Raw genomic sequence first — 13,249 nt, 5'->3', positions numbered from 1 at the left:
TCAGGTGCTGATGGCGTCGGTGAAGGTCAGGCGGTTGCCGAAGGGATCGCGCACACTCATGTCACGACTGCCCCAGGGCATGGCCTCGATCGCAGGGCGTGCGTAGGCGTAATCTTTCCGCTCGAGTTCCTGATGGAGTGCGTCGAGGGCATCGGTCTCGATGCGCAGTGCCGCGCCCGGGCAGGCATCGCCATGATGCTCGGACAGGTGCAGCACGCAACCGTCGCGCGATACCTGCAGGTACAGCGGCATACCCGGCGCGAAGCGGTGTTCCCAGTCGCACCGGAAGCCCAGGTAGTCCAGGTAGAATTCCCGGGCTTTGGCTTCGTCGAAGATACGCAGGATCGGGGTGGTGTTGCCAAGTCGCATGGCGCAACTCCTTTTCAGAACCAGTGCTGCCACGCCAGGCGCGCGGTCAAGGCCAATACCACCAGGATGAATACCGGGCGAATGAACCGGGAGCCGCCGTGGATGGCCGTGCGCGCACCGAGGAAGGCTCCAGCCATCAGAGCCAGGCCCATGCTGATGCCGAGAAGCCAGGCCACCTGCCCAGTAGCGATGAAGACCACCAGGGCCATGGCGTTGCTGACGAAGTTCATGCTACGGGCCACGCCGCTGGCGCGCAGTAGGTCCAGGGGGTAGAGCAGCAGTGTGCTGACGGTCCAGAATGCCCCGGTTCCCGGTCCGGCCACGCCGTCGTAGAAGCCCAGGCCCAGCCCCTGCGGCCACTGGCGCCTCTGGGCGATGGGCGCATCCTGCTGGCCGTGGGTTTCCGGCGTCTTGCCAAACAGCAGATACAGGCCGCAACCGAAGACCACCGCGGGCAGCATCTGGTTGAGCCAGGCTGCCGGTAGCCAGTGGGCGATGATCGCGCCCAGGCACGCGCCGATTGCGGTAGCCAGCAGGGCATTGCGCCACTCGCGCGGGCGAAACAGTTTGCGCCGGTAGAAGGTGTAACTGGCGGTGGCCGAGCCGAAGGTGGCGCACAGTTTGTTGGTGCCCAGCACCAGGTGCGGTGGCAAACCGGCGGTCAGCAGGGCCGGGATGGTCAGCAGACCTCCGCCGCCAGCGATGGCGTCGATGAAGCCGGCAAGAAAGGCAACCAGGGCAAGAATCAACAGCACGCTGGGTTCCATTCCCAGCTCAGGCACGAAAGGCATAAAAAACTCGAAGTGGGTTCAATTGTGCGGGCCTGTTGCTGGCCCACAGCGCGGCTGCTGAGCATAATGCCGGCAAATTCACGCAGAAGGAATCGCTCTCATGCAGTACGACGGCCTGGCCTGGTTCACTGGCCTGCTGGCCTTGCTGGCGCTGTTTATCGCCGCCCGCATCCTGTTCGCTCCCAACTGGTTTCTGGCCTGGTTGCGCGGCACCGTAGGGTTTGCCTTCGTTGCCCTGGCCGGGCTGATCGGCGTGATTGCCTACGATCTGCGCAGCTACGATGCGCTGGTCGCCGACAAGCCTCTGGTGACCTTGAGTTTCCGCGCCGAGGGCGATCAGGCCTACCGGGTCAATCTGCTGGAAGGTGGCGAAGAGCGCGACGTATTGCTGGAGGGCGATTTGTGGCAGCTCGATGCTCGTTTGCTGGGCTGGAAGGGGCTGGCAGCCTTGATCGGTCTGGAGTCGGGATATCGACTGGAAAAGCTCTCGGGTCGCTTTCTCGCCATCGAGCAGCAACAGACTGCCCGTCATGCACGGGTCGAACTGGCGCACAGCCCCTACGGTATAGACCTGTGGCGCTGGCTGCGCTTGAGTCAGCGGGATATGTTCCTGTTCGACCCCGAAGCGGCGCGAGTCACTTACCTGCCAATTGCCGATGGCGCGGTGTTCGCGGTTAGCCTGAGCCCGACAGGCTTGCTGGCCAAGCCGATGAACTCAGTGGCCGAGCAAGCACTCAAGGATTGGCAGTAGGCCACGTAGCCATGGGCCCGAGGCCTGATTCAGTTGTCTTGCCTGACGCTTCGATCGGTTTCAGCCTTAGAACCAGGTCGTGCGGAAGGCTGGAACCGTGTAGAACTCGTTGCCGCTAGCATTACCCCAGGAGCAATACCATGAACAGGATTTCACTACTCGTCACCGCGACTGCATTGATGGTGTCCGCCTCGACGGCTCTGGCAGATGAGGTGGCTACTGATCCAAGCACCATCAAGGACTCCGCCAAGGCTGCAGTTTCTGCGGCAATCTCCGCGGGCAAGAACCTGTTGGGTGGCGTCGCCGACGGGGTCACCGAAGGGCGCGAGTCGGCTCAAGGTAGCGACGGTTCGATCGTCGTTTCCAGCCTGGAGCAACTCGATGGTCAGGTTAGCGTGCAGTTGCTCAAGGTCGAGAGCGTCGAGGACGGCAGCCTGAGCGCGCTGCTGGGCTTCAAGAACACGACCGACAAGCCATTGCGGCTGATCAATCTGCGGCAGACCGGCGCCTTGCTGGCCATCGATCAGGAGGGTTACTCCAGCGCACCGCTTCCGGGTCTGGTCAATCCGGACGATGTGACCATCCCGGCTAAGACGGGTGTGCGGCAGAAGTTCATTTTCGAAGGGACGAGTACCAAGGTGGAGTCGATTCGCCTGTGGGGACGAGATTTCGAGGTGTCGAACTAATCAGTAGGTCTTTCTGGGAACCGCCTTCAGTCCTGGTCGCCGCTGCGGATCAGCTGGTGCACTCGCTCGTAAGCCTGGGCTGTGCGCTGGCTCCAGTTTCCACCGATCTCGACCCAGGGGCGGTCGTGGCGAATCAGCCACTCGCGGCACTGCTGATGAAAGTGCGCGCGCTCGGTCAGGCTCGGTTGGCAGCGCTGGCCATCGTCCTGCCACTCGACGCCTTCGGGCGACAAGAGCAGATGCAGGTCGTAGTGTCGCTCCAGTAGCTCCCGCTCCAGCCATGCAGGGCAGTCACCGAACAGGGTGTGGCTCCAGAGCATATTGCTCAGCAGGTGGGTGTCGAGAATCAGCAGATCGGGGCTCTGCGCGCGGGCTGCGTCCTCCCAGGCCAGTTGGCCGTGGGCGATGCTCGGGATATCCGCCAGGCAGGTATCTCGCTGCTGCTGATCAATGAAGTGGCGCACGTATTCGCCCACCACCAGGCCGCCAAAGTGCCGCTGCAGGCGCTCGGCGAGAAAGGTCTTGCCGCTCGACTCGGGCCCGGTGAACACCACAACTTTCATGCGGTTTGCAGCCGGGTTGCGCGCCATTCGCGTAGACCGAGCAGCGCCAGTGCGGTGAACACGGCATACAGGGCGGCGGTCAGCCAGTAGCCCTGGAAACCGAAGAAACCGACATAGAGCACATCGACCACTATCCACAGCACCCAACACTGCCAGCGCTTGAGCGCCATCCACAGCTGGGCGAGCAGGCTGAAAGCCGTGAGGAGGGCGTCCGGCCAGGGATAGACGGCTTCGGTGAGGCGACTCATGGCCAGGCCAAGCGCCAAGCCGAGCAACAGGGCCGCGCCCAGGCCGATCAGTACCTCGTTGCGGCTGGCCGTGCTGACCGGCCGCCGTCCGCTGTCATCGACCCCCTGGCGCCATTGCCACCAGCCGAAGATCTGCATGGCGGCGAACACGCCGTGCAGCAGCACCAGCGAATACAGGCGTGCGTCGAGGAAGAACCAGGCGTAGAGCAGCACCATGACCAGGCCGATGGGCCAGCACAGCGGATTCTGCCGCACGGTCAACCAGACGGAGATGATGCCAAGGGCGGAGGCGATGAGTTCGAGAGGCGTCATGAGGAGAGGGGGCGCCTGGCGCCCCGATACGGTCAGTCGTCGTAGCCGAGATTTGGCGCCAGCCAGCGTTCGCTGACCGCCAGTTCCTGGTTCTTGCGCGCCGTGTAGCTGTCCACCTGGTCCTTGTCGACCTTGCCCACGGCAAAGTACTGCGCCTCGGGGTGGGCGAAGTACCAGCCGCTGACGGCGGCGGCGGGGAACATGGCGTAGTGCTCGGTGAGGAACACGCCGCTACGACCGGCCTTGTTGAACTCGGCTTCGGGGTCGAGCAGGGTGAACAGGGTTTTCTTCTCGGTGTGGTCCGGGCAGGCCGGGTAGCCGGGGGCCGGGCGGATGCCCTTGTAGGCTTCCTTGATCAGCTCCTCGTTGGAGAGCTGCTCGTCCTGGGCGTAGCCCCAGTAGTGCTTGCGCACCTGTTCGTGCAACCACTCGGCGCAGGCCTCGGCGAGGCGGTCGGCCAGGGCCTTGACCATGATCGAGTTGTAGTCGTCGCCGGCGTCCTGGTAGGCCTTGGCTACTTCCTCGGCACCGATGCCGGCGGTGGTGATAAAGCCGCCCACATAGTCGGTGATGCCGCTGTCCTTCGGTGCAACGAAGTCGGCCAGGGAGAAGTTCGGCTTGCCGTCCGGCTTGATGGTCTGTTGGCGCAGGTGGTGCAGCTTGGCCAGCGGCTGGCCGTCGTCGCCGTAGACTTCGATGTCGTCATGCTCGACCTGGTTGGCCGGCCAGAAACCGAAGATAGCGCGGGCGCTGATCAGCTTCTCGTCGATCAGCTTCTTCAGCAGCGCCTGGGCGTCGGCGAACAGCGCGGTAGCGGCTTCGCCCACCACCTCGTCGGTGAGGATGCGCGGGTACTTGCCTGCCAGATCCCAGGAGATGAAGAACGGCGTCCAGTCGATGTACTCGGCCAGTACGTTGAGGTCGATATCGTCCAATACCTTCACGCCGGTGAAGCTTGGCTTGCTGGCCTGGTAGGCGCTCCAGTCGAACTGCGGCTTGTTGGCCACGGCGGCGGCGTAGCTCAGGCGCTCGGTGCGCGAACTGCGTGCGGCGGTGCGCTCGCGGACTACCACGTATTCTTCGCGGGTCTTCTCGACGAAACCGGCTTTCAGCTCCTTGGACAGCAGCTGGGTGGCCACGCCGACGGCACGCGAGGCGTCGGTGACGTAGATCACCGCGTCGTTCTGGTACTTGGGCTCGATCTTCACCGCCGTGTGGGCTTTCGAGGTGGTGGCGCCGCCGATCATCAGCGGCAGGTTGAAGCCCTGGCGCTGCATCTCGCGGGCGACATGCACCATCTCGTCCAGCGACGGGGTGATCAGGCCGGACAGGCCGATGATGTCGCACTTCTCGGCGATGGCCGTCTGCAAGATCTTCTCCGCCGGCACCATCACGCCCAGGTCGACGATGTCATAGCCGTTGCAGCCGAGCACTACGCCGACGATATTCTTGCCGATGTCGTGTACGTCGCCTTTCACGGTAGCCATGAGGATCTTGCCCTTGGCTTCCGGCTTGTCGCCTTTCTCGGCCTCGATAAAGGGGATCAGGTGGGCCACGGCCTGCTTCATCACCCGGGCGGATTTCACCACCTGGGGCAGGAACATCTTGCCGGCGCCGAACAGGTCGCCAACCACGTTCATCCCGCTCATCAGCGGGCCTTCGATCACCTCGATGGGGCGCGCGCACTGCTGGCGGCACTCTTCGGTGTCTTCGACGATGAAGGCGGTGATGCCCTTGACCAGCGCGTGTTCCAGACGCTTGTCGACGGGCAGGGCGCGCCAGGCTTCGTCTTCGACTTCCTTGACGCTGCCGTCGCCACGGTAGTTGTCGGCGATGGCCAGCAGGGCCTCGGTGCCGCCTTCGTGGCGATTGAGAATGACGTCCTCGACCTTGTCGCGCAGCTCGGCCGGGATCTCGTCATAGATCTCCAGTTGGCCGGCGTTGACGATGCCCATGGTCAGGCCGTTCTGGATAGCGTGGTAGAGGAACACCGAGTGGATCGCCTCGCGCACCGGGTTGTTGCCGCGGAAGGAGAACGAGACGTTGGACACGCCGCCCGAGCTCAGGGCGTAGGGCAGGTGGTCGCGGATATAGGCGCAGGCTTCGATGAAGTCCACGGCGTAGTTGTTGTGTTCCTCGATGCCGGTGGCGACGGCGAAGATGTTCGGGTCGAAGATGATGTCTTCCGGCGGGAAGCCGACTTCATTGACCAGAATGTCGTAGCTGCGCTGGCAGATCTCGCGCTTGCGCGCGGCGGTGTCGGCCTGGCCGACTTCGTCGAAGGCCATCACCACCACGGCGGCGCCGTAGCGTTTGCACAGCTTGGCGTGGTGTTTGAACTGCTCGACACCTTCCTTCATGGAGATCGAGTTGACGATGCCCTTGCCCTGGATGCATTTCAGGCCAGCCTCGATCACTTCCCACTTGGAGGAGTCGATCATGATCGGCACACGCGAGATGTCCGGCTCGCCGGCGATCAGGTTGAGGAACTTGACCATGGCCGCCTGGGAATCGAGCATCCCTTCATCCATGTTGATGTCGATCACCTGGGCGCCGGCCTCGACCTGCTGCAGGGCGACTTCCAGGGCCTCGGTGTAGTTCTCTTCGCGGATCAGCCGGGCGAACTTGGCCGAACCGGTGATGTTGGTGCGCTCGCCGACGTTCACGAACAGCGACTGCCGGTCGATGGTGAACGGCTCCAGGCCGGACAGGCGGCAGGCCTTGGGGATCTCGGGAATGGCGCGCGGCTTGTACTTGGCCACGGCCTCGGCAATCGCCTGGATATGCGGCGGGGTGGTGCCGCAGCAGCCGCCGATGATGTTGAGGAAGCCCGAGGCGGCGAATTCTTCCACCACCGCGGCCATTTCCGCCGGGGTCTCGTCGTATTCACCGAAAGCGTTGGGCAGGCCGGCGTTGGGGTGCGCGGATACATGGGTGTCGGCCTTGGTCGACAGCTCTTCCAAATACGGGCGCAGGTCCTTGGCGCCGAGGGCGCAGTTCAGTCCCACGGAGATCGGCTTGGCGTGGCGCACCGAGTTCCAGAAGGCCTCGGTGGTCTGCCCGGACAGGGTGCGGCCGGAGGCGTCGGTGATGGTGCCGGAGATCATGATCGGCAGTTCGAAGCCTTGCTGCTCGAAGACTTCCTGCACGGCGAAGATCGCCGCCTTGGCATTGAGGGTGTCGAAGATGGTCTCGATCAGGATCAGGTCGGCGCCGCCCTCGATCAGTCCACGGGTGGCCTCGACGTAGTTTTCCACCAGCTCGTCGAAGGTGACGTTGCGGTAGCCGGGGTCGTTGACGTCCGGGGAGATCGAGCAGGTACGGCTGGTTGGGCCGAGCACGCCGGCGACGAAGCGTGGCTTGTCCGGGGTTTCCAGGGTCTTGGCATCGGCCACTTCACGGGCCAGGCGCGCGCCTTCGACGTTCAGCTCGTACACCAGGCTTTCCATGCCGTAGTCGGCCTGGGATACCTGGGTGGCGTTGAAGGTGTTGGTTTCCAGGATGTCGGCGCCGGCATCCAGGTAGGCCTTTTCGATAGCCTGGATCACGTCCGGGCGGCTGAGCAGCAGCAGGTCGTTGTTGCCCTTCACATCGCTCGGCCAGTCGGCAAAGCGCGCGCCGCGGTAGTCCGCCTCTTCCAGCTTGTAGCTCTGGATCATGGTGCCCATGCCGCCGTCGAGGATCAGGATGCGTTCTTTCAGGGCCTGCTGAAGAGCCTGGAGACGGGCGTTACGGTCGGACATGGGGAACTACCTGGAGAGTGCGGAAACAAAGGTGGCGATGATAGCAAAGCTGCATGGCATTTCCGCAGTCATGGACTTTCCATGAATATTGCTCATGTTCGCAGGGTGTCATGAGGTTAGAATCCCGCCAATCTTTCCAAGGATAGAACCATGCTGCGTCAGGGACTTGCCCTCTTGCTTTGCGCTGTCATGCCCGCCGTATTCGCGGCGAGCGCGCCGCTGTCCTACAGCCGCGACATCCAGCCCATCCTTACCGAGAAATGCGTGGCCTGCCATGCCTGCTATGACTCGCCTTGCCAGCTCAATTTGGGCAGTGGCGAGGGGGTGTTGCGCGGTGCCAGCAAGCTGCCGGTGTACAACGGTACGCGCACCAAGGCGCAGCCGACTACGCGGCTGTTCCTCGATGCCCACAGTGAGTCAGCCTGGCGCAGCAAAGGGTTCGCCTCGGTGCTGGATGCCCGCGACGGCCAGGCTGCCTTGCTGGCGCGCATGCTGGAGCTGGCGCGCAGCAAGCCGCTAGCGGCCAATGCCAAGCTGCCGGATGAACTGGATATCTCCATCTCGCGGGAAAACCAGTGCCCGCTGCCTGATGAATTCTCCGCCTACGCAAAGAAGCATGCCCATGCCGGCATGCCGTTCGCCGTGGCGGGCCTCAGCGATGAGCAGTACGCCACCCTGCAACAGTGGCTCCAGCAAGGCGCGCCGGTGGACGAGCAGGCGCTGCAGCCTAGGGCGGTTGAGCTTGAGCAGATTGCGCAGTGGGAGCGCATGTTCAATGCGCCAGGCGCGCGGCAAGGGCTGGTCAGTCGCTGGCTGTACGAGCATCTGTTCCTCGCTCACCTGTATTTCGAAGGTGGCGAGGCGGGACATTTCTTCCAGTTGGTGCGTTCACGCACACCCAGTGGCCAGCCGATCGACATGATCGCCACCCGTCGGCCCAACGATGACCCAGGCAGCGAGTTCTACTACCGCCTGTGGCCGATCCAGGGCGTGATCGTGCACAAGACGCACATCACCTATCCGCTCAGTGCGAAGAAACTGGATCGGGTGCAGGCGTTGTTCTTTGCCTCTGACTGGAGCCTCGATGCAGTTCCCGGTTACGGCGCCCAGCGCCGGGCCAACCCGTTCGAGACCTTCGCCGCGATTCCCGCGCAGGCGCGCTACCAGTTCATGCTGGATAACGCCGAGTATTTCGTGCGTACCTTCATTCGTGGTCCGGTCTGCCGCGGGCAGATCGCCACCGACGTGATCCGCGACAATTTCTGGGCGCTGTTCCAGGCCCCCGAGCATGACCTCTACATTACCGATGCCGAATACCGCGAGCGCGCCACGCCGCTGCTGGCGATGCCTGGCCAGTTCGATGAGATCGGCGATCTGCTCGGCCTCTGGCGCAGCTATCGGGACAAGCGCAACGAGTACGAGGACCTACGCCGCGAAACCTACGCCGACGCTCCTGCGCCGGGCTGGTCGCAACTCTGGGCCGGTAATGACAATGCGCTGCTGAGCATCTTCCGCCACCACGACAGCGCCATGGTGCGCAAGGGCCTGATCGGCGAGGTGCCGCAGACGCTGTGGCTGATGGACTACCCGTTGCTGGAGCGCACCTACTACCAGCTGGTGGTCAATTTCGACGTGTTCGGCAATGTCTCTCACCAGGCGCAGACGCGCCTGTACTTCGACCTGATCCGCAATGGCGCCGAGCTGAACTTCCTCCGCCTGCTGCCGCCCGAATCGCGCCAGGCCTACCTGGACGACTGGTACCAGAACAGCGGCAAGCTGAAGATGTGGCTGGACTACACGGCGGTCGATCACGACACCCCGAGCGCGCTTGGCTTGCCGGAGGAGGGGGCGAAGGGGGCTTTTGCCAAGGTGCTGCTGCAGCGTTACGGCACGCTCAATGCCCGTCCCGACCCGATCAATCGCTGTCGCACGGCGGTCTGTCATCGCCCTGGGCTGTCGGCGGAGCTGGAGGATGCCGAGCAAGCGCTGAGCCGACTGACCAGCCGACCTGCCGGTGGGCTCAAGGTGATCGACCAGTTGCCCGAGGCGACCCTGCTGCGTGTGGAACTCGTCGACGGCAGGCGCGAGGTCTACAGCCTGCTGCGCAACCGTGCCCACAGCAACGTGGCCTTCATGAGCGGCGAATCCCTGCGCTACCAGCCGGAGCTGGATACCCTCACCGTTTATCCGGGCGTGCTGAGCAGCTACCCGAACTTCATGTTCAGCCTGCCGGCCAGCGAGGTTCCCGAGTTTGTCGGTGCGCTGGAGGCGGTGCGCGATCAGGCGGCGTTCGAGCAGCTGGTGTTGCGCTGGGGCATTCGCCGCAGCCACCCGGAGTTCTGGCGCTATTTCCACGATCTGTCGGCCTATATCCGCGAAACCGAGCCGAACGAGGCCGGGGTGCTGGATATGAATCGCTACCAGAATCTCTGAGACCGGTTTTGCTGCCAGCCTCGGAGACTGCGATCTACGGCTGCAACGGAGGTGCTTGTCAGGTTGACGGGAATTATTCCTACTAAAATGCTAGGACTTTATCCCGCCCCGTCGATTGGCGTACACTGGCGTCACGTTTGCGAGGAGTTGCCATGAGCGCCATCACCATCACCGAAGCCGCCCACGATTACCTGGCCGATCTGCTGAGCAAGCAGAGCACGCCGGGCATTGGTATTCGCGTCTTCATCACCCAGCCCGGCACGCCCTATGCGGAAACCTGCATCGCCTACTGCAAGCCGGGTGAGCAGAAGCCGGAAGACACCGCCCTGGGCCTGGCCAGCTTCACGGCCTGGATCGACGCCGTCAGCGAGCCGTTCCTGGAAGACGCCGTGGTCGACTACGCCACCGACCGTATGGGCGGCCAGCTGACCATCAAGGCACCGAATGCCAAGGTGCCGATGGTCAACGAGGACAGCCCGGTCACCGAGCGCATCAACTATTACCTGCAGACCGAGATCAATCCGGGTCTGGCCAGCCATGGCGGCCAGGTGTCCCTGGTCGATGTGGTCGACGAAGGCATCGCCGTGCTGCGTTTCGGTGGTGGCTGCCAGGGTTGCGGTCAGGCCGACCTGACGCTCAAGGAAGGCATCGAGAAGACCCTGCTGGAGCGCATCCCCGAACTGAAGGGCGTGCGCGATGTGACCGACCACAGCAATCGCGAGAACGCGTACTACTGAGTTGCGTGCGGTCCATGAAAAAGGCGCCTTCGGGCGCCTTTTTTGTATGGCACAGGTGCTTTCTGGGAGCGGCTTTAGCCGCGATAGGGGCAACTGCAGTTGTTGCCTGCATCGCGGCTAAAGCAGAGTGCCGCCCAGCCGCTCCCACTCGCTTTATGCAAGCGCTAGCGCCCTGTTGCGGCCGGCAGTAATTGCCTTCTGCTCTGGCTCAGGGCGAGTAGGGCCACTGCAAGTAGTGGCAGCATGGCCAGGTTCACCGGGTTCCAGCCCAGGCCGCTGATCAGCGCGCCGGAGGCGAACGAGGCGCCAGTCGCCACGGCGCCGTTGCCCAGCTCCATCAGGCCCTGAGCCTGTCCGCGCTCTTCCGGAGCATGGCCCTCGCCGAGTAGCGTGGTGCCGGCGACCAGCATCAGGTTCCAGCCCATGCCGAGCAACAGCGACGACACCAGGAAGTACGCCTGTGCCTGGCCTCCCAGCGCGATGGCGGCGCTGGCTACCAGCAGGGCGATACCGAGCAGTGCCACACGGCGAGCGCCCAGGCGGTCCACCAGCGGCCCGGCGACGAAGGCCGGCAGGAACATGCCGACCATGTGCCAGCGGATCACTTCGGCACCGGCCTCCAGGGGCAGCCCGCAGAAGCTCATGGCTAGCGGCGTGGCATTCATCACCAGGATCATCAGGCCGTGGCCAATCGCGGTGGTGGCGATGGCCGCTCGCACCACAGGACGGGACAGCAGGCTACGCATGGCGGCCAGTGCGCCACCGTTGGCCGCGGGCAGGGCGCCCTGGCGCAGACCAGCGAGCAGCGGCAAGGCCAGGGCGGCGAGCGCGGCCAGGGCCAGGTAGGCGCCGACGAAGGGCGTGGCCAGGGCATCGCGCGCCCACAGGGTAAGTTCCGGCGCCAGCAGCGCGGCCAGCAGGCCGCCACCGATGACCCAGGCCGTGGCGCGGCCTTTGTGCGCCTCGTCCACCGCTTCCAGCGCGGCGAAGCGATAGTACATGGCAGAGGCCTGATAGACGCCGATGGGCAGGGCACCCAAGCAGAACAGCCAGAAGTCCGCCAGCCACACGCCAAGCGCGCTGAGCAGGCCGCCGAGCATGCCGGCGATGGCGCCGAGCAACAGCCCCGCACGGCGCCCACGGCGTTGCATGAAGGCCGACAGCGGCTGGGTGGACAGCAGATAGCCGAGTACCAGCAGGGCGAGGGGCAAGGTGGCGAGGATATTGAGCGGCGCCAGCTGCAGGCCGACCAGAGAAGTCAGGGTCACGCCGATCAGGGTGCAGCTCCAGTACAGGGCCTGGGCCAGGAACAGGCGCAGCAGCGTGGGGTTGTTCAGCAATAGCATGATGATCTCCTCAGGCGCAGCCGGCCGGTTTGTAGATGCGCTCGCAGGAGGCGGGATAGCGAGTCAGCGCCGTGTCCGGGCGGCTGGGGCGACGTACCAGCTCACCGCCGCAGTTTGGGCACAGGCCGTGCAGTTTCTGCTCCGCACAATCGCGACAGAAGGTGCATTCGAAGGAGCAGATCAGCGCCTCCGTCGAGTCGGGCGGCAGGTCGCGGTCGCAGCATTCGCAGCCGGGGCGCAGTTGCAGCATGGTGATTCTCCTTGGCGAGTCAGGCGAAGCGCTCGGCGTAGTCCTGAGGACTTACCGACAGATGCTTGTGAAAGGTGCGGCGCAGGTTTTCCGGGTGGCGGAAGCCGGTCAGGCGCGCCACCGTGCCGATCGAGGCGCCGCTGTCCTGCAGCAGGCCGCGGGCGGCCTCCAGGCGCAGCTGTTCGACATAACGACCCGGGCCCATGCCCAGCTCCTGGACGAACAACCGTGACAGGCTGCGGCTGGACAGGTTGGCGCGCTGGGCCAGCGTTTCCAGCGACAGATCGGCGGCCAGGTTCTGCGCCATCCACTCCAGCAGGCCGAGCAGGCGCGGCGTGCGACTGACATCCGGGGCGAGCAGGGCGCTGAACTGCGCCTGGCCGCCGGGGCGGCGCAGGAACATCACCAGGCGCCGGGCCACGGCCAGGGCCAGCGGCCGTCCGAGATCGGCCTCGACCAGGGCCAGGGCCAGGTCGATGCCGGCGGTGACTCCCGCCGAAGTGAATACATGGGCGTCACCGTCGCGGCCTTCCGGGTCGTAGGTGTGCAGGCGGTCGCCCTCTACCTCGATGCCTTCATGTCGGCGCAGGGCCGGTACGTCGGCCCAATGGGTGGTGGCGCGTCGGCCGTCGAGCAGGCCGGCGGCGGCCAGGATCAGCGCGCCGGAGCAGACCGAGCCGAGGCGGCGCACCTGCGGCTCGGCAGCGCGCAGCCAGTCCAGTAGCGGCTGGTTGGCGCACTGGGCGGTTTCGCCCAGGCCGCCGGGCACCAGCAGGGTGTCCAGTGTTGCGGGAGCGCACTCACGCCAGGCCTGCTCGGCGACCAGCTGAAAGCCGGCGGAAGTGGCCACCGGCCCGGTCTGCTCCGCCAGTATCTGCAGGCGATAGGCCGCTGCCCGGCCCTGGCGCTGGCACTCGACATTGGCCGAGGCGAACACCTGCAGCGGGCCGGTGACGTCCAGGCTCATCACATCGGGGTAGATCAGACAGGCAATGGTTCGCATGGGCAGTCTCCAAGAAC

12 protein-coding genes are annotated in these 13,249 nt (G+C 64.6%); 4 read left to right on the top strand and 8 right to left on the bottom strand.

Annotated elements, in window-relative coordinates; translation table 11 throughout:
* Positions 1 to 369, bottom strand: coding sequence for a glyoxalase superfamily protein (locus tag AYB31_RS04150; protein WP_068826085.1), 369 nt, complete (start codon positions 367 to 369; stop codon positions 1 to 3).
* A gap of 14 nt (positions 370 to 383) precedes the next feature.
* Complete coding sequence (locus AYB31_RS04145) at positions 384 to 1,160, bottom strand: TSUP family transporter (protein WP_068826083.1); 777 nt, start codon at positions 1,158 to 1,160, stop codon at positions 384 to 386.
* 100 nt (positions 1,161 to 1,260) lie between these two features.
* Here AYB31_RS04145 and AYB31_RS04140 point away from each other — a divergent pair, with 100 nt between their 5' ends.
* Together AYB31_RS04140 and AYB31_RS04135 are read left to right on the top strand one after the other, a co-directional pair.
* Positions 1,261 to 1,911, top strand: a complete 651-nt coding sequence (locus AYB31_RS04140; protein WP_068826081.1) for a hypothetical protein — start codon at positions 1,261 to 1,263, stop codon at positions 1,909 to 1,911.
* A gap of 140 nt (positions 1,912 to 2,051) precedes the next feature.
* Positions 2,052 to 2,597, top strand: a complete 546-nt coding sequence (locus tag AYB31_RS04135; protein WP_068826079.1) for a hypothetical protein — start codon at positions 2,052 to 2,054, stop codon at positions 2,595 to 2,597.
* 26 nt (positions 2,598 to 2,623) lie between these two features.
* Here the strand turns inward: AYB31_RS04135 and AYB31_RS04130 are convergent, their stop codons facing one another.
* The 3 genes from AYB31_RS04130 to metH are packed head-to-tail and all read right to left on the bottom strand — an operon-like array spanning position 2,624 to position 7,463.
* A complete protein-coding gene (locus tag AYB31_RS04130) occupies positions 2,624 to 3,160 on the bottom strand; it encodes an AAA family ATPase (RefSeq protein WP_068826077.1) in 537 nt (178 codons plus the stop codon).
* Positions 3,157 to 3,720, bottom strand: coding sequence for a nicotinamide riboside transporter PnuC (pnuC, locus tag AYB31_RS04125; protein WP_068826075.1), 564 nt, complete (start codon positions 3,718 to 3,720; stop codon positions 3,157 to 3,159). Before pnuC ends, AYB31_RS04130 begins: the two co-directional genes overlap by 4 nt.
* A 32-nt stretch (positions 3,721 to 3,752) precedes the next feature.
* Positions 3,753 to 7,463, bottom strand: a complete 3,711-nt coding sequence (gene metH / locus AYB31_RS04120; protein ID WP_068826073.1) for a methionine synthase — start codon at positions 7,461 to 7,463, stop codon at positions 3,753 to 3,755.
* Between the two features lie 189 nt (positions 7,464 to 7,652).
* Here metH and AYB31_RS04115 point away from each other — a divergent pair, with 189 nt between their 5' ends.
* Positions 7,653 to 9,896, top strand: a complete 2,244-nt coding sequence (locus AYB31_RS04115; protein ID WP_442961790.1) for a fatty acid cis/trans isomerase — start codon at positions 7,653 to 7,655, stop codon at positions 9,894 to 9,896.
* A gap of 152 nt (positions 9,897 to 10,048) precedes the next feature.
* Positions 10,049 to 10,633, top strand: a complete 585-nt coding sequence (nfuA, locus tag AYB31_RS04110) for a Fe-S biogenesis protein NfuA (protein ID WP_068826068.1) — start codon at positions 10,049 to 10,051, stop codon at positions 10,631 to 10,633.
* 164 nt (positions 10,634 to 10,797) lie between these two features.
* Here the strand turns inward: nfuA and AYB31_RS04105 are convergent, their stop codons facing one another.
* From AYB31_RS04105 to AYB31_RS04095, 3 genes are read right to left on the bottom strand one after another with little or no spacing between them, the layout of a single operon-like run.
* Positions 10,798 to 11,979, bottom strand: a complete 1,182-nt coding sequence (locus AYB31_RS04105) for an MFS transporter (protein WP_068826066.1) — start codon at positions 11,977 to 11,979, stop codon at positions 10,798 to 10,800.
* A 10-nt stretch (positions 11,980 to 11,989) separates the two neighbouring features.
* Positions 11,990 to 12,229, bottom strand: coding sequence for a DUF1272 domain-containing protein (locus tag AYB31_RS04100; protein WP_068826064.1), 240 nt, complete (start codon positions 12,227 to 12,229; stop codon positions 11,990 to 11,992).
* Between the two features lie 19 nt (positions 12,230 to 12,248).
* The gene (locus AYB31_RS04095; protein ID WP_177332272.1) at positions 12,249 to 13,232 is read right to left on the bottom strand and encodes a GlxA family transcriptional regulator; all 984 of its coding nucleotides are present in this window, start codon (positions 13,230 to 13,232) and stop codon (positions 12,249 to 12,251) included.
* Positions 13,233 to 13,249: the final 17 nt, after the last annotated feature.

This window comes from Pseudomonas sp. BMS12 (assembly GCF_001592875.1).
Taxonomy (GTDB): Bacteria; Pseudomonadota; Gammaproteobacteria; order Pseudomonadales; family Pseudomonadaceae; genus Aquipseudomonas.
The sequence above is the reverse complement of the archived record's forward strand: the minus strand, read 5'-3'. Positions and strand labels throughout refer to the sequence as shown.